15 protein-coding genes, 1 tRNA gene and 1 pseudogene are annotated in these 14,897 nt (G+C 64.1%); 14 read left to right on the top strand and 3 right to left on the bottom strand.

Annotation, left to right across the window (positions count from 1 at the left end):
• The first annotated feature begins 192 nt into the window (after positions 1 to 192).
• Positions 193 to 267: transfer RNA gene (locus QGG75_12125), tRNA-Gly, on the top strand.
• 399 nt (positions 268 to 666) lie between these two features.
• Here the strand turns inward: QGG75_12125 and QGG75_12120 are convergent.
• Positions 667 to 921 (bottom strand): annotated as a pseudogene (locus QGG75_12120) (very short patch repair endonuclease).
• Between the two features lie 340 nt (positions 922 to 1,261).
• On the opposite strand from QGG75_12120, the gene QGG75_12115 reads away from it, so the two are divergent.
• From QGG75_12115 to QGG75_12070, 10 genes are read left to right on the top strand one after another with little or no spacing between them, the layout of a single operon-like run.
• The gene (locus QGG75_12115; GenBank protein MDP6067978.1) at positions 1,262 to 1,414 is read left to right on the top strand and encodes a hypothetical protein; all 153 of its coding nucleotides are present in this window, start codon (positions 1,262 to 1,264) and stop codon (positions 1,412 to 1,414) included.
• Between the two features lie 19 nt (positions 1,415 to 1,433).
• Positions 1,434 to 1,631, top strand: a complete 198-nt coding sequence (locus QGG75_12110; GenBank protein MDP6067977.1) for a hypothetical protein — start codon at positions 1,434 to 1,436, stop codon at positions 1,629 to 1,631.
• A gap of 32 nt (positions 1,632 to 1,663) precedes the next feature.
• Positions 1,664 to 2,629: a D-glycerate dehydrogenase gene (locus QGG75_12105; GenBank protein ID MDP6067976.1), complete on the top strand. Its 966-nt coding sequence runs from the start codon at positions 1,664 to 1,666 to the stop codon at positions 2,627 to 2,629.
• A 21-nt stretch (positions 2,630 to 2,650) separates the two neighbouring features.
• Positions 2,651 to 3,790, top strand: coding sequence for a glycosyltransferase family 4 protein (locus QGG75_12100; GenBank protein MDP6067975.1), 1,140 nt, complete (start codon positions 2,651 to 2,653; stop codon positions 3,788 to 3,790).
• A complete protein-coding gene (locus QGG75_12095) occupies positions 3,787 to 4,374 on the top strand; it encodes a histidine phosphatase family protein (GenBank protein MDP6067974.1) in 588 nt (195 codons plus the stop codon). The genes QGG75_12100 and QGG75_12095 overlap by 4 nt, the downstream gene beginning before the upstream one ends.
• On the top strand, positions 4,371 to 5,519 hold the full coding sequence (locus QGG75_12090; GenBank protein MDP6067973.1) for a glycosyltransferase: 1,149 nt from the start codon (positions 4,371 to 4,373) through the stop codon (positions 5,517 to 5,519). Before QGG75_12095 ends, QGG75_12090 begins: the two co-directional genes overlap by 4 nt.
• Positions 5,516 to 6,274: a polysaccharide deacetylase family protein gene (locus QGG75_12085; protein MDP6067972.1), complete on the top strand. Its 759-nt coding sequence runs from the start codon at positions 5,516 to 5,518 to the stop codon at positions 6,272 to 6,274. The genes QGG75_12090 and QGG75_12085 overlap by 4 nt, the downstream gene beginning before the upstream one ends.
• 59 nt (positions 6,275 to 6,333) lie before the next feature.
• Complete coding sequence (locus QGG75_12080) at positions 6,334 to 6,774, top strand: hypothetical protein (GenBank protein ID MDP6067971.1); 441 nt, start codon at positions 6,334 to 6,336, stop codon at positions 6,772 to 6,774.
• A complete protein-coding gene (locus tag QGG75_12075; GenBank protein ID MDP6067970.1) occupies positions 6,774 to 8,690 on the top strand; it encodes an ABC transporter ATP-binding protein in 1,917 nt (638 codons plus the stop codon). The genes QGG75_12080 and QGG75_12075 overlap by 1 nt, the downstream gene beginning before the upstream one ends.
• The gene (locus QGG75_12070) at positions 8,687 to 10,588 is read left to right on the top strand and encodes an ABC transporter substrate-binding protein (GenBank protein MDP6067969.1); all 1,902 of its coding nucleotides are present in this window, start codon (positions 8,687 to 8,689) and stop codon (positions 10,586 to 10,588) included. The genes QGG75_12075 and QGG75_12070 overlap by 4 nt, the downstream gene beginning before the upstream one ends.
• A gap of 76 nt (positions 10,589 to 10,664) precedes the next feature.
• Here the strand turns inward: QGG75_12070 and QGG75_12065 are convergent, their stop codons facing one another.
• Positions 10,665 to 11,357: a tetratricopeptide repeat protein gene (locus tag QGG75_12065; protein ID MDP6067968.1), complete on the bottom strand. Its 693-nt coding sequence runs from the start codon at positions 11,355 to 11,357 to the stop codon at positions 10,665 to 10,667.
• 43 nt (positions 11,358 to 11,400) lie between these two features.
• Complete coding sequence (locus QGG75_12060; protein ID MDP6067967.1) at positions 11,401 to 11,739, bottom strand: Rap1a/Tai family immunity protein; 339 nt, start codon at positions 11,737 to 11,739, stop codon at positions 11,401 to 11,403.
• 215 nt (positions 11,740 to 11,954) lie between these two features.
• Here QGG75_12060 and QGG75_12055 point away from each other — a divergent pair, with 215 nt between their 5' ends.
• From QGG75_12055 to QGG75_12045, 3 genes are all read left to right on the top strand, one after another.
• Positions 11,955 to 12,926: a hypothetical protein gene (locus tag QGG75_12055; protein ID MDP6067966.1), complete on the top strand. Its 972-nt coding sequence runs from the start codon at positions 11,955 to 11,957 to the stop codon at positions 12,924 to 12,926.
• A gap of 356 nt (positions 12,927 to 13,282) precedes the next feature.
• Positions 13,283 to 14,092 carry a flagellin gene (locus QGG75_12050; protein MDP6067965.1) on the top strand — a complete coding sequence of 270 codons (810 nt, stop codon included), beginning with the start codon at positions 13,283 to 13,285 and terminating at the stop codon, positions 14,090 to 14,092.
• 83 nt (positions 14,093 to 14,175) lie between these two features.
• Positions 14,176 to 14,897 (top strand): Crp/Fnr family transcriptional regulator (locus QGG75_12045; GenBank protein MDP6067964.1); only part of this gene is annotated, 722 nt, incomplete at its 3' end.

Raw genomic sequence — 14,897 nt, 5'->3', positions numbered from 1 at the left:
GGCGTCTGGGCAGCCGCCGCGTTTCCCGGGCCAACGCCATGCGGCGCCCCTCGGGCGACCACATCGAACGCCTGCGACAGCAGTTGCGCGAAGACCTCCGGGCCTGAGCCGGCTTGCCGGCGCCCTTGCCATGCCGGCGCGGCAGGGGTTATATACCGGGCCTCGATCTCCGGGCCGGTCCCGGACCCCGGCGCGGGCGTAGCTCAGGGGTAGAGCGCAACCTTGCCAAGGTTGAAGTCGTGAGTTCGAATCTCATCGCCCGCTCCATTTTTTCCTTATTTTCCAGCACCTTGGTGTCACCTTGTCCGGGTGACCAGGAGCCGCTGGTATTTCGGGAAGCATCGGGGAAGCAACTGAAAAGCGGACGCGCCAGAATTCCCGCTACTATGTCCGCTACGCCAACGATCCGGCTGCCCTTCTGCCGCTTGACGCAGACAAGAACACTGTCTGCCTAGCCAAAGCGCGCGTCACCACGGCGCTGAGGGGCTTGGCCACTGGTTGCCGTCGGCAGATCGCCGGAGATCAGCCTAGTCGCCCACCGAACAGCGCCGTCCCATGAAGCCCAGTCTGCCGTCGGCGCGGCGTCATCGGTTTCATCATGAGGCGCGTCAGGTGCTCGCCGGTGGAAAGGGGTCACGTTCGCGATGGTCGCGACAACGTGCTACGATAATCCCGCCGGGATTTCGGAGGTTGGCCGATGGCGCACCCGTGCGCGTGCCAAAAACACCCGTGGACGAAGATCGCCTTCTTACGCCCTGGAAAGGCCAAGTCTGGTGTTCCGGGTAGGTCTTTGCGGTGCAGCCGGTAGCGATATCCCATGCCGTGAACGAGACGGCGCACAATCCATTCGGGCTTCGTGTCCTTGCCGCGAACGGCCCGCATGGTGGCACTTCGTTTTTCTGGGGATCGATTGTCCACCATTGTGCGCACTTGCTGCCGACACCACTACGTTAAGCGTTCAGGATTACTCTGGACAATCGTTCGAGGCAACAGCAATTCGTTTTTCCGCTGGGTTGGTCAAACCCGTCAGCGCCGTTTCCCAATCGTTGGAGTTTTTCATCGTGCCCGCCCGCCCGGTGATGATGGGGCATCATACTCTATGAAACGAGGGCAAATGTTGTCGGCTGGGGGCTTCGCGGCAGTCTCCGGAGCCAGAGACGGGCGCAGCCGTTCTCTCAGCGGTCCTGCCGGCCGTACAAAGGACTCCTGTGCCGCTGCCCAAACGGCTACTCTGATCGCTGGGTCATAGAGAGGACGCAGCATGACACCAGCCGAATTTTCAGTCGATAAGACCGCGTCGGGGTTTCAATACGTCATCCCTGGGGCCGAACGCATCGTACAGAAGCGCCGCTCCTTCCTGGTCGAGGATGGCGGCCAGTTCGTGATCCCTGGCGCCGAGCGCATTAGGCCGTGAAGTCGCCAGGAGGACAGACATGACGCAACAACGCATCGACATGATTTCCGGCCTCGTCGGAGCGGCCATACTGTCGGTTTTCATTATCGGGCTGGCCGAGAGCATTTCCTCGGGGCTGGCCGGATTTTGGGGCGGCCTGCCCTTCTGGGTGATATCCGTCTGCTCGCTGGCGCTGGTCTGGTACGATTATTGGGATACCTCGATCCGCAAGAGATAGGGCCTTTTGGGCACCGATTCGGGAAAGCGATCATGAGCGACAAGCCCGCCATCCTGGTAACTCGTAAGCTGCCCGACGCCGTCGAGGCCAGGCTCAGCCGCGATTATGCCCCCCGCCTCAACCCCGATGACCGCCTCTACACCGCCGACGAACTGATCGCCGCCGCCTCGGGCGCCGACGGCATCGTGCCCTGCCACACCGAGCAATTTTCCTCGGACGTGATAGCCCGCCTGCCCGACAGCATCCGGGTGATCGCCAATTTCTCCGTCGGCTTCGACCACGTCGACCTCGAAGCCGCCAAGGCCCGCGGCATCGTCGTCACCAACACGCCCGAGGTGCTCTCCGATGCCACGGCCGAGATCGCCATGCTGCTCATCCTGGGAGCGGCGCGCCGAGCCGCCGAGGGCGAACGGTTGGTGCGTAGCCGAGAATGGCGCGACTGGAGCCCGAGCTTCATGGTGGGCAGCCAAGTGACGGGCAAACGCCTGGGCATCATCGGCATGGGCCGGGTGGGCCAAGTGACGGCCCGCCGGGCCCGCGGCTTCGACATGGAGATCCATTACAACGACCTGCGGCCTCTCGAGGCCGAGACCCAAGCCGGTGCCAGCTTTCACGGCAAACTCGAGGACATGTTGCCGCATTGCGATTTCCTGGCCCTTCATTGCGTCGCCACGCCCGAGACGCATCACCTGCTCAACCGCGAGCGGATTGCCTTGCTGCCCGACGGTGCCATCGTGGTCAATGCGGCGCGCGGCTCCATCATCGACGACACGGCCCTGATCGAGGCCTTGAAATCGGGCAAGCTGGCGGCTGCCGGGCTCGACGTCTACAACAACGAACCTGACATCGATCCGGCCTACCGCGAACTCTCGAACACCTTCCTGCTGCCCCACATAGGCAGCGCCACGCGCGAGACCCGCGATGCCATGGGCTTTCGCGCCCTGGACAATCTCGATGCCGTCTTCGCCGGCCGGGAACCCAAGGATCGTATCGCCTGACGGGGTCAGGGAGGGCCACCGTTGCGCATCGCCTTTTATGCCCCGCTGAAAGCGCCGAACCACGCCACGCCTTCGGGTGACCGGCGCATGGCCCGATTGTTGATGGCGGCCCTCGAGGCGGCCGGCCACACGGTCGAACTGGCCTCCGAGTTTCGCAGCTACGAGGGCCGCGGCGAGGCCGCCCGCCAGGCCGTCATCAAGGCCCGCGGCGAGGCCGAGGCGGCGGCCCTGGTGGGACGCTTTCGCGAGGCGCCCGAGCCGCCCGAGGCCTGGCTCAGCTACCATCTTTATTACAAGGCGCCGGACTGGCTGGGCCCGGCGGTCTGCCGCCAGCTCGACCTGCCCTATCTGGTGGCCGAGGCGAGCCATGCCCCCAAGCGCGCCGGCGGTCCTTGGGATCTCGGCCACCAGGCGGTGGCGGCAGCGCTGGGGGAAGCCGCCGCGGTGCTCTCGCTGACCACGCTGGACATGGCCTGCGTGGCACCGCTGCTGGCGCCCGGGGCGATGCTCCTGCACCTGCCGCCGTTCCTCGATGCCCGGCCCTTCGCCGAGGCCCGCTCGGGCCGCGCCGCCGGCCGGGCCAAATGGGCCGCCGAGCTCGGGCTCGAGCCCGAGGGCCACTGGCTGCTGACGGTGGCCATGATGCGGCCCGGCGACAAGCTCGAATCCTACCACCGCCTGGCCCAGGCGCTAGCGCTGCTGTCGGGCGGCGACTGGACGCTGCTGGTGGTCGGCGACGGCCCGGCCCGGGACGAGGTCGAAAGCCTGCTGAACGCGGCAGCGAAGGGCCGCGTGGTCTTTGCCGGGGCGCGCCAACCGGGCGACCTGCCGGAGCTTTATGCCAGCAGCGATCTCTACCTCTGGCCGGCCGCCGGCGAGGCCTACGGCATGGCGCTGCTGGAGGCCCAGGCGGCTGGCCTGCCGGTGGTGGCGGGCAACGTGCGCGGCGTGCCCGAGGTGGTCTGGGAGGGCGAGACGGCGCTGTTGGTGCCGGAGAACGACCCGGAGGCCTTCGCCGCGGCGGTGCGCTATTTCCTCGACGACCCGAAGCGGGGCCACGCCGGCGACGTCGCCGCCGGCCGGGTGGCCCGCGAGCGCGGCCTCGAGCGGGCCGGCGACATCCTCGACCGCGCCATCACCGCGGCCCGGCCGGGCGCATGACGAAACTGGCCCTGTTGCGCCACGGCGCCACCGACTGGAACGCCGCCGGACGCATGCAGGGGCGGCGCGACGTGCCGCTCTCGCAAGCCGGCCGGGCAGCGCTGGCGGGCCTTGGCCCACCCCTCGAAGTGGCCGCCTTCGAGTGGCTCTCGAGCCCCTTGGTGCGGGCCGTGGAGACGGCCGAGCTGCTCAGCGGCCAAAGCCCCGCCCTGGAGCCGCGCCTGGTCGAATTGGACTGGGGCGAGTGGGAGGGCCAGACGCTGCCCGAGCTGCGCGCCGCCCACCCCGAGATGGCGGCCAACGAGGATCGCGGCCTCGACTTCCAGCCACCGGGCGGCGAAAGCCCGCGCCAGGTGCAGGATCGCCTGAGACCATTGCTGGCCGAGCTGGCCGGCCGGCCGCCCACCGTCGCGGTGACCCACTTGGGCGTCATGCGGGCCATCATGGCGCTGGCATACGACTGGCCCATGCTGGGCCGGCCGCCGCTCAAGCTGGAGCGCCAAGCCATGCACTTTTTTGCCCTCGAAGCCGACGGCCGGCCCCGGCCCGGGGGCCCGAGCCTGGCGCTCCGCGAGGCGTCATGAAGCGGCGCATCTTCTTCTACGTCCAGCACCTGTTGGGCATCGGCCATCTCAAGCGCGCCGCGACCCTGGCCCGCGCCCTGGCCCAACGTTTCGAGGTGACGCTGGTCTCGGGCGGGCACGCGGTGCCCGATCTGGAGCTCGGTCAGGCCAGCCTGCACCAACTGCCGCCGACCCGGGCCACCGATCTCTACTTCAAGCTGCTGGTCGACGAGCACGACCAGCCCATCGATGACGATTGGCGCCGGCACCGGCGCGACGCCCTGCTGGCCGCCTACCGGGAAATCGCCCCCCAGGCGCTGCTCTTCGAGCTCTTTCCCTTCGGCCGGCGCCAGATGCGCTTCGAGCTTTTGCCCCTGCTCGAGCAGGCCGCGGCGGCCCGGCCACGGCCGCTGATCGCCTGTTCGGTGCGCGACATCCTGGTGGGCCAGCACAAGCCCGAACGCAACGACGAGATGCTGTCCCTGATCGAGCGCTACTTCGAGCGCATCCTGGTGCACGGCGATCCCGAGCTGATCGCGCTGGACGAGACCTTTCCCCACACCGCGCGCATCAAGGGGCGCTTGGCCTACACCGGCTACGTGGTGGACGAGAGCGGGCGGCGCGGCGGCCTGGGCGCGGCCGGCTGGGACGAGGTGGTGGTCTCGGCCGGCGGCGGCGCCGTCGGCTTCGATTTGCTCGAGGCGGCGATCGCGGCCAGACGCTTGAGCCGGGCCGCCGACGCCACCTGGCGTGTGCTGGTGGGCTACAAGGTGGCGGACCAGGAATTCGCCGCGCTCGCCGCCGAGGCCCGCCAGGCGGGCGCGGGCCTGATCGTCGAGCGCGCCCGGGGCGACTTCCCGACGCTGTTGATGAATTGCCGCCTTTCGATCAGCCAGGGCGGCTACAACACCGTGATGGAGACGCTCAGGGCCGGGGCCCGGGCCGTGGTGGTGCCCTACGCCGGCGGTATCGAAACCGAACAGACGCTCAGGGCCCGGCTGCTGGCCGAGCGCGGCCGGCTGGAGGTGGTGGCCGAGGACGAGCTCGATGCGGACAAATTGGCGGCGGCCGTCGATCGGGCCCTGGCGGGACCGCCGGCGCGGGCCCAGGTCGACACCGGCGGAGCCGGCAAAACCGCCGCGCTGCTCGAGCAATGGCTGGCATGAGCCCTTGGCACCAGCTCGAACGCGAACTCGACGCCTGGGCGGCGGCCGGGCGGCGGGCCACGCTGTGGTGGCGCGACGACGACGCCGGGCGGCCGGGTGCCGCCTTGGACCGGCTGCTGGCGCTGCTGGGAGACGAGGTTCCGCTCTGCCTGGCCGTGGTGCCGGCCCGGGCCGACGAGACCCTGGCCGCCCGCCTGGCGCCGACCTCGGTGCAAGTGGCGGTGCATGGCTTCGACCACCGCGACCGGGCCCGCCGGGGCGGAAAAAAAAGCGAATTTCCCGAGGATCGCGATCTCGATGCCGGCAAAGCCGAGATCGAACGTGGCCGGATCCGCCTCGGCGAGATCTTCGGCGCCCGCCTGTTGCCGCTCTTCGTGCCGCCCTGGAACCGCCTCGCCGCCGCCCTGGTGCCGGCCTTGCCGGAGCTTGGCTTTCGCGGCCTCTCGCGGTTTGCCCCGCGCCACCGGGAATTCCCGGTGGCCGGCCTGGTGGAAATCAACACTCACGTCGATCCGGTGGCCTGGCATGGGGGCGGTTTTCTGGGCCAGCGCCCGGTGCTCGAGAGCCTGGTCGGACACCTGGCGGCGCGGCGCGGCGGCCGGGCCGACGCCGACGAGCCGACCGGGATCCTGAGCCACCACGCGCGACACGACGAGGCGCTGTGGGATTTTCTCGCCAACCTCAAGGAGGCGCTCGACGGCCACCGCGCTGCCCACTGGCTCTCGCCAGTCGATGCGTTTAGTCTGGGCCGGTGACGCAACACCGCTACCCCCCGAGGGCGCTGGTCGCCGATTACCTGCGGGCGGGGGCAGGGATGATATTGACGCTGGCGCCGCTCTGGTTGGCGGGACCTATTCCGGTGGTCAGCATGTTGTTGGGGGGAATGGCCATTCTCTTTGCTCTTTTCGCACTGCGCACGGCGCTACGCCAGGCCACCCGCTATGAGGTCGGCGACAGCGGTATCCGGGCTCTGGGGCCCTGGCCGCGTGAAATCGCCTGGGCCGAACTGGGGGATTTCAGCCTGCGCTACTATTCGACCCGGCGCGACGGCGAACAGGGCTGGCTGCAATTGAAGCTGGCGGGCGGCGGTCGCGCGCTGAAAATCGATTCGGCGCTCGAGGGCTTCAGCGAGATCACGGCCCAGGCCCTGGCCGCCGCCGGCCGGCGCGACCTGAGCTTCAGCCCCTCCACCATCGACAATCTGCAGCGCCACGGCCTCATGAGCCCGGCCGGCCCGGCCGCGGAGGGCGGCTGATGGGCAACGTGCTGCTGGTGCGCGACCTGAAGGTCGAATTCCGCGTTCCCGAGGGCATCATCAAGGCCGTCGACGGGGTTTCCTTCCGCATCCCCCAGGGCAAGACCGTGGCGCTGGTCGGCGAATCGGGCTCGGGCAAGACGGTGGTGTCGCAGGCCATTCTCGGCATTCTGCCCAAGCCGGCCCGCATCACGGCCGGCGAGATACTCTTCTTCGATCCCGACAAGCCCGGCAACTTCGTCGACATCGCCAAGCTGGAGCCCGACGGCCGGCCCTTGCGCATGCTGCGCGGCAACCGCATCTCGGTCATCTTCCAGGAGCCCATGACCTCGCTGTCGCCGTTGCACACGGTGGGCAACCAGATTGCCGAGGCGCTGCTGTTGCACGGCCACGTCGACGCCGCCACGGCCCGGCAACGCAGCCGCGAGATCCTCGGGCTGGTCGGGTTTCCCGATCCGGCCCAGGCCATCCACAGCTACCCCTTCGAGCTTTCCGGCGGACTGCGGCAACGCGCCATGATCGCCATGGCGCTGATCTGCCGCCCCGCCATCCTCATCGCCGACGAACCGACGACGGCCCTCGACGTCACCATCCAGGCCCAGATCCTCAAGCTGATCGGCGATCTTCAGGCCGAGCTTGGCATGGCCATCCTGATGATCACCCACGATCTGGGCGTGGTGGCCAATGTGGCCGACGAGATCGTGGTGATGTACCAGGGCGAGGTCATGGAACGGGGCCGGCGCGACGACGTCTTCCGCCAGGCCGGGCATCCCTACATGAAGGCGCTGCTGCATGCCGTGCCGCGCTTTGACATGAAAGCCGGCGAACGCCTGGTGCCGATCCGCGAGATCCGCTCGCAAGGCAGTGCCCTGATGCGTCGGGACGAACCCCATGGTGAATCCCCCACCGAGCCCTGGGACGGCAAAGCGGAACGCCGGGCGCCGCTGCTCGAGGTGCGGGGCTTAAGCAAGAGCTTCACCACCCGCCGCGCCACGATCCTGGGCTCGCGGCCGGGCGGCAGACAGGTCGCCGTCGACGACGTCAGCTTCAGCGTCGGCCGCGGCACGTGCCTGGGATTGGTGGGCGAATCGGGCTGCGGCAAGACCACCACCAGCAAGATGATCATCCGGGCGCTGAGCGCCGACGCCGGCGAAGTGATCTACAACGACCGCGGCACGGCGGTCGACGTGCTGGGACTTCGGGGGCGGCGGCTCTTCGATTACCGGCGCAAGGTTCAGTACATCTTCCAGGACCCCTTCGGCTCGCTCAATCCGCGCATGACCGTCTACGACATCGTCAGCGAGCCCCTGGTCATCCACCGCATCGGCGACGAGGACGAACGCCACCAGCGGGTGCGCGAGCTGATGGACGTGGTGGGCCTCGACGTGCGCTTCCTCAGGCGCTATCCCCACAGCTTCTCGGGCGGCCAGCGCCAGCGCATCGGCATCGCCCGGGCCTTGGCGCTACAGCCTGATCTGTTGATCTGCGACGAGCCGGTGTCGGCGCTCGACGTCTCGATCCAGGCCCAGGTGCTCAACCTGTTGAAGGACCTGCAATCCTCGCTCGGGCTGACCTACCTGTTCATTTCGCACAATCTGGCCGTGGTCGATTACATCGCCGACCACATCGCCGTGATGTGCAGCGGCCGGCTGGTCGAGATGGCCGAGCGCGAGGTATTGTTCAAGGATCCGGTGCATCCCTATACCAAGGCGCTGCTGAGCGCCGTGCCCAAGCCGGACCCCGACAGCCGGCTCGACCTGACGGCGCTGATGGCCGGGCGCTGCTCCGATCCCGGCGCCTGGCAGCCGCCCTTCACCGTCGACGATGAGCGCCAGCCGCGTTTGGTCGACCTGGGCGCCGGCCATTTCGTGCGCGCGGCGGTCAGCGAACAAGAGGCAGGGAGCCTGTTGGCATGAACGTGGTGAAGAAGGTGGTGGCGGCGCTGTTGGCGTTGGGGCTGGCCCTGGGGGAGGTTGAGGCGGCCAAGCTGATCGAGACGCCGGCACTGGCGGAGGCCGTGGCCCGCGGCGAACTGCCGGCGCTGGCCGAACGCCTGCCGGCCGAGCCGGCGATCGTCGACCTGGCCGCCGAGGGCCTTCAGCCGGGCCGCCACGGCGGCGACCTGAGGATGCTGATCAGCCGCTCGAAGGACCTCAGGCTGATGGTGGTCTATGGTTACTCCCGGCTGGTCGGCTACGATCGCAGCTTCGCTATCAAGCCTGATCTATTGAAGGCCGTCAGCGTCAAGGAAGGGCGCATTTTCACGCTCTCGCTGCGCCGCGGCCACCGCTGGTCCGATGGCCAACCCTTCAGCAGCGAGGATTTTCGCTACTATTGGCAGGACGTCGCCAACAATCCACAGCTCTCGCCCTCGGGGCCGCCGCGATCGCTGCTGGTAGCGGGCCAGCCACCGCGCTTCGAGATCGTCGACCAGACCACGGTGCGCTACAGCTGGTCCAAGCCCAATCCCTTCTTCCTGCCCCGCCTGGCCGGCGCCTCGCCGCTCTTCATCTACCGCCCGGCCCATTACCTCAAGCAATTCCACGCCCGTTATGCCAAGGCCGAGGACCTGGCGGCCAAGGCCCGGGCGGCCAAGCAACGCAACTGGGCGGCGCTGCACAACCGCAAGGACAACCTCTACAAGTTCGACAATCCCGACCTGCCGACGCTGCAGCCCTGGATGAACGTGACGCGGCCGCCGGCCACGCGTTTCGTGGGCCGGCGCAACCCCTACTTCCACCGCCTCGACAAGCAGGGGCACCAGTTGCCCTACCTCGACCGGCTGATCTTCTCCACCTCGGACGGCAAGCTGATCCCGGCCAAGGCCGGTGCCGGCGAGGCCGACCTGCAGTCGCGCAACATCTTCCTCAAGGACTACACCTTCCTCAAGGAGAACGAAAAGCGCGGCCGCTTCCGGGTGCTTTTGTGGCGCACCGCCAAGGGGGCGCATCTGGCGCTCTATCCCAACCTCAACGTCAACGACCCGGTGTGGCGCAAGCTCCTGCGCCAGCGCGATTTCCGCCGCGCTCTGTCGCTGGGCATCGAGCGCGAGATGATCAACCAGGCGCTCTATTTCGGCCTGGCGCTGGAACACGCCAACACGGTGCTGCCCGATAGCCCGCTCTATGTCGAGGCTTACGCCAAGGCCTCGGCGCGCTATGACCCGAAGGCGGCCAACCAGCTGCTCGACAAGCTGGGCCTCAAGAAGCGCGACGACGAAGGGACGCGGCTTTTGCCTGATGGCCGGCCCTTGCACATCATCGTCGAGACGGCGGGCGAGGAGACGGAGCAGACCGACGTGCTCGAACTGGTGCGCACCAACTGGGCCGAGATCGGCATCAAGCTCTTTACCAAGCCCTCGCAGCGCGAGGTCTTCCGCAACCGCATCTTTTCCGGCGAAACGGTGATGTCGATCTGGTCGGGTTTGGAGAACGGCCTGGCGACACCGGCCATGAGCCCGGCCGAGCTGGCGCCGACGACGCAACAAAGCCTGCAATGGCCCAAGTGGGGGCAGCACTTCGAGACCTCCGGCGCCGCCGGCGAGGCGCCCGACATGGCGGCGGCGCAGGAACTGGCCGAACTCAACCAGGCTTGGCTGCTGGCCGTCGACGACCCGGCGCGGGCCAAGATCTGGCGGCGCATGCTGGAGATCCATGCCAGCGAGATCTTCACCATCGGCATGGTGGCCGGCGTCAGGCAACCGGTGGTGGTGCGGGCCGACCTGATGAACCTGCCCGAGGAAGGCGTCTACAACTGGGATCCCGGAGCCCAGTTCGGCCTCTATCGCCCCGACACCTTCTGGTACAAGAAATAGCGCCAACCGGCGCCGCGCGCGCGGGGCATCCGGCTCACGGCACTTGGGCTTGGCGGTTCGGTTTTCCCGGGTCGGTCTACTTCTTCTTGCTCATAAGCTCCCTGAGCCTGGCTTCAATTTTTCTTGCTTCGACCGAGCGCCCTGTCTTACGCAAAACCGCCGAATAATTAATTAGATTTTGGGTAATTTCCGGATGGCCTGATTCCAGAATCTTTTCCCGGATCTCCAACGAACGCAGAAAAAGAGATTCGGCATCTTCAAATCGTTTCTGGATGAAGTAGAGCGCAGCCAAATTGTTTGTTCCCGTCGCCACCTGGGGGTGTTCCGCCCCATAGGTCTTTTCCCATATGGCAAGAGAGCGTTGGTAAAGTGGTTCAGCCTCAGGATAGAGGTGCAGAAAGTAGTATAGTGTCGCCAAATTGTTGAGGGTTTGGGCCACGACAGGATGCTCCGGACCCAACGCCTTTTCCCGAATGTCTAGGGCTCTCTGGTAAAGCGGTTGTGCCAATTCGTACCGGTCTTGAGCTTGATAGATGGTTGCCAGATTGTTGAGTTGTTCGGCTGTGAATAGGTGATCGGGACCGAACTCACTTTCGCCCAGCGTCAGAGCCTTCTCGGCATAAGGCGTAGCCTGCTCATGGCGGCCCTCGGAGTAATATTTCAGGCTCTGCTCATAGGCCTTGGTTAATGCCTCTGACTGGCAGTAAGCGGTAGAGGGATAGCAAACGAGATACGCCAGACAAATTATCAAACCGTTTCGTATCAACACCGCGTTATTCCACTCATTATTGCCGTGTTTTCGCTGGACATCGTCAATTTTTCCACATGGTCATTACAACCAAACGAGCTGCCGGATATTGTCTGCTTTTCGGATTACTCTCGACGTATTGAATGACCTCTTTTATGGTTTTAGTGGGAGTCATGATATTTGGTAAACACAGCCACTTGTCTTTTGGTGGATACAGAGTGGAAATGGTATCTATTGTACCTTTGATGTAACCAACACACGCTCCAACCCGGAAGCCATCGGAGCCAACCAGGCTGGCCTCCTTCTCGATTATCTCGACCGCACCCCGACAAGCCACCTCCAAGTCATGTCCGGTGTCAAACTTTTCTGCGCTGGCACCATTAATGACACCCAGCGTGGCCATGATGGCAATTGCGTATCTAAACATGACCAACTCTAGCTAATGCGGCTTTTGATGATGGGGGAAATGGCAAAGCCGCTTCCCGAACAGCTTACTCACACTGGCCCCATAGTAACAACAGGTGCGCCACCCTGGCGAACGCCCCGCAGGCGGCAGTTGCTCCACGGATCGGCCTCTTTAGGTCCGGCAACGTTAGCGCGCATGACGATTATTGGCAATTGCTCGAAGCTGAGATCGTGCTAGCCTGCGGCTCGATCTTGCTGATCGTTCCTGGAGCGGCGAACTCTGAGGGTCGGCATGGCTTGTCAACCAACGCATTGGGAGCCTTATCGGGCGCCGCGGCGGCCGGAAGGGGGCTGTACCATCCCGACAAAGGTGAAGGATTCAAGGTGACCGCAACTCGGTCTCGCCAAACCACAGCGACGGTTGTTCCGGCAATCCTCGGGGCGATCCTGGGACTGGTGGTGTTGGTTTTTTACTCCAACTCCGGCACCATTGCCGGCGGCTCTTTCACCATCAGAAATTTCGACGAGACAAAATGGGTGGCGCTATCGGGTGTCGCCATTTTGACAAACCTGTTTATTTTGCTCCAAAGAATTCAAACGGTTAGGATAAGAATTAATGAGATTGATGTAATAATCTTTCTGATATTTGGGTGGATGGGATTATCCCTGCTATGGTCTCCCGATCCAAAATACGGTGCCTTGGCAATTCTACATGCCTCGTTACTGCTGGTGTTCTATTGCAATTCCCGAGCGATACACCCAGAAGCAATCGACAACTTTATTCATGCTGTATCTTTAGTTTCTTTAACCGGTATTATGGTCATTCCCATCTTATTTAACGATTATCTACTAGATCGTGGCTTTGGAAACATTAACTTCGTTGCCGAGTTTGCCTCGATTAGTCTTTGCGCCGCGCTCGCGTTTTGGAACAAGGGCTCAGTGGGACGCCCACAAGAGCTGTCAGGCCGACCCACATCGCGGTGGCCCATTTGGTTGCAGGATTTCTCACGGTGCGCCGAGGCAACGATCTTAAGCGTCCGGAAGCGCGTCCCGAAGTGCCCCCCTATCAAGACTCGATCCTTCGCTGACCTCGGGCAAAATCCACTGGCCTTTCGCAATCATCTGCATTGCGGCCCCACCGGATGCTGCCTGGCAGAGAAAGACAGTCATCTGCACAAAATATAGCACCTCAGCTCAGGCTGAGCTACCATATAGTGTGGCTGCGAGCAGATTGCGTCACAAAGTCCTGCAAATCCCGACGATCAATTCCAAGGCACCCCGAGATCGCCATGGAGGGCCCGGAAAAACTTGCCCAGGCGGCGGCAGATATTGCCGTCAGGGCAATTTCTTCCCACCTGGACGGGCCATTTGGAATTCAATGCGCTAAAATATATTTATTATTTTTCAATAAGATAGCCTAACGTCGAGAGGTTTTCCAGAAAATCTCACCGGTGGCATGTCGGTTGCTTCCTAGAGCCTGGGCCGACTTGGTCTGTGAGCAAAATGCTTTCACGATTGTCTTAGAATGAGGAGACCGGCAGATGGTTATGTCGATCAATACCAATTCGGGCGCCATGGCCGCCCTGCAGAATCTCAGCAAAACCAGCCAGAGCCTCGAAACCACCCAGCTGCGCATCACCACGGGCCTCAGGGTCAATGGCCCCAAGGACGATGCCGCGACTTTCGCCATTGCCCAGAACATGCGCGGCGACATTGCCGGCATGAACGCTGTCAAGACCGCGCTGTCCATGGGCGAGGCCACCGTCAACGTGGCCATCTCGGCCGGCCAGGCGGTCTCGGACCTGCTGACCGAGATGAAGGCCAAGGTGGTGCAGGCCAATCAGGCCGGCCTCGATACCGATTCCAAGGATGCCTTGCAAAACGAGTTTACCTCGTTGCGCAACCAGCTGACGACGATCGTCGAGACCGCCGAGTTCAACGGCAAGAACCTGATCACCTCGAGCGCCAGTGCGCTGAGCGTTCTCAGCACCGTCGAAGGCAGCACCATTTCGGTGGCCGCCCAGGAACTGAACACTTCCTCCATCGGCGTCAGCACCAGCGAATTGAGCACCGGTGCCAGCCAGGCCTTGGAAGACGTCGACACGGCCATCGTGACGGTCTCGAACGCGCTAGCCAGTCTGGGCTCCTCGGCCAAGCGGGTCGAGATCCAGGCCGAGTTCACCGTCCAGTTGGTCGACATCCTCAAGCAGGGCGTGGGCAACCTGGTCGACGCCGATCTGGCCGAGGAAAGCGCCGCGCTGCAGTCCTTGCAGATCAAGCCGCAGCTCGGCGTCCAGGCACTCTCGATCGCCAACGCCGGACCGACCAGCATCCTGGCTCTGTTCCGCTAACGGGGGCCTCCCCGCCTCTCCCTTGGGGCACCCCGGCCTTCGACATCCACCCCTTTGATCATTAAGCAAGAAAACCAACCGCCATGTCACAACAGGAAACAAGCAGTCACCTGGCAAAGGCCATTGGCTCCGCGACCGCCGGCGGCGGCATCGGTCATTCGCTGAGTTCGATATTCATGTTTCGATCACTGACATCGGATTCTCTCCGATCCCTTGCCGAAAAGTGTGATTGGGAGAGCTATCTGGCCGGGGAGACAATTATCGAATATGGAGAAGAAAGTACGAACGTTTACTTTCTCACGTCAGGATCCGTTCACGTTCTGAATTACACCATTACCGGTCGCGCCATTTCCTTCGCCCGGCTGGGCGAAGGAAGTGTATTTGGAGAATTGGCCGCCATTGATGGAAAGAACAGGTCTGCCACCATCGTCGCCGAAACATCATGCCAGGTCGCCACTCTTGCCGCCCGGGACTTCAAGAGCCTGCTCATCTCAGAGCCGAACATAGCGCTTTCATTGCTGGAAAAAATGTCGGGCATTATTCGCATGTGCGACGAGCAGATTTTCGATGTCGTTTCGTTGGGAGCGCAGGAGAGGGTGTGCTTGGAATTGCTGCGTCTGGCAAAATACAAAACGGAAAGCCAAAAAGAACTGGTGATTGACCCCTGCCCCTCTCAAAGCATTATCGCAAACGGTGCCCATACCACTCGTGAAACGGTGGCTCGAACCATTAGCCGTTTGTCGACCATGAAAATCGTCAGCCGGAACGGCAAAGCCATATTCACCGATATTTCCCAGATAGCATT

It is taken from the genome of Alphaproteobacteria bacterium, from assembly GCA_030740435.1.
Lineage (GTDB): Bacteria > Pseudomonadota > Alphaproteobacteria > UBA2966 > UBA2966.
This window is presented reverse-complemented; position numbering and strand designations above follow the sequence as displayed.

Coding starts and splice junctions, on each gene's coding strand:
- QGG75_12075 (MDP6067970.1), top strand. CDS start 6,774: ATGGGCAACGTGCTGCTGGTGCGCGACCTGAAGGTCGAATTCCGCGTT.
- QGG75_12070 (MDP6067969.1), top strand. CDS start 8,687: ATGAACGTGGTGAAGAAGGTGGTGGCGGCGCTGTTGGCGTTGGGGCTG.
- QGG75_12085 (MDP6067972.1), top strand. CDS start 5,516: ATGAGCCCTTGGCACCAGCTCGAACGCGAACTCGACGCCTGGGCGGCG.
- QGG75_12080 (MDP6067971.1), top strand. CDS start 6,334: ATGATATTGACGCTGGCGCCGCTCTGGTTGGCGGGACCTATTCCGGTG.
- QGG75_12095 (MDP6067974.1), top strand. CDS start 3,787: ATGACGAAACTGGCCCTGTTGCGCCACGGCGCCACCGACTGGAACGCC.
- QGG75_12050 (MDP6067965.1), top strand. CDS start 13,283: ATGGTTATGTCGATCAATACCAATTCGGGCGCCATGGCCGCCCTGCAG.
- QGG75_12090 (MDP6067973.1), top strand. CDS start 4,371: ATGAAGCGGCGCATCTTCTTCTACGTCCAGCACCTGTTGGGCATCGGC.
- QGG75_12105 (MDP6067976.1), top strand. CDS start 1,664: ATGAGCGACAAGCCCGCCATCCTGGTAACTCGTAAGCTGCCCGACGCC.
- QGG75_12115 (MDP6067978.1), top strand. CDS start 1,262: ATGACACCAGCCGAATTTTCAGTCGATAAGACCGCGTCGGGGTTTCAA.
- QGG75_12110 (MDP6067977.1), top strand. CDS start 1,434: ATGACGCAACAACGCATCGACATGATTTCCGGCCTCGTCGGAGCGGCC.
- QGG75_12060 (MDP6067967.1), bottom strand. CDS start 11,739: ATGGCCACGCTGGGTGTCATTAATGGTGCCAGCGCAGAAAAGTTTGAC.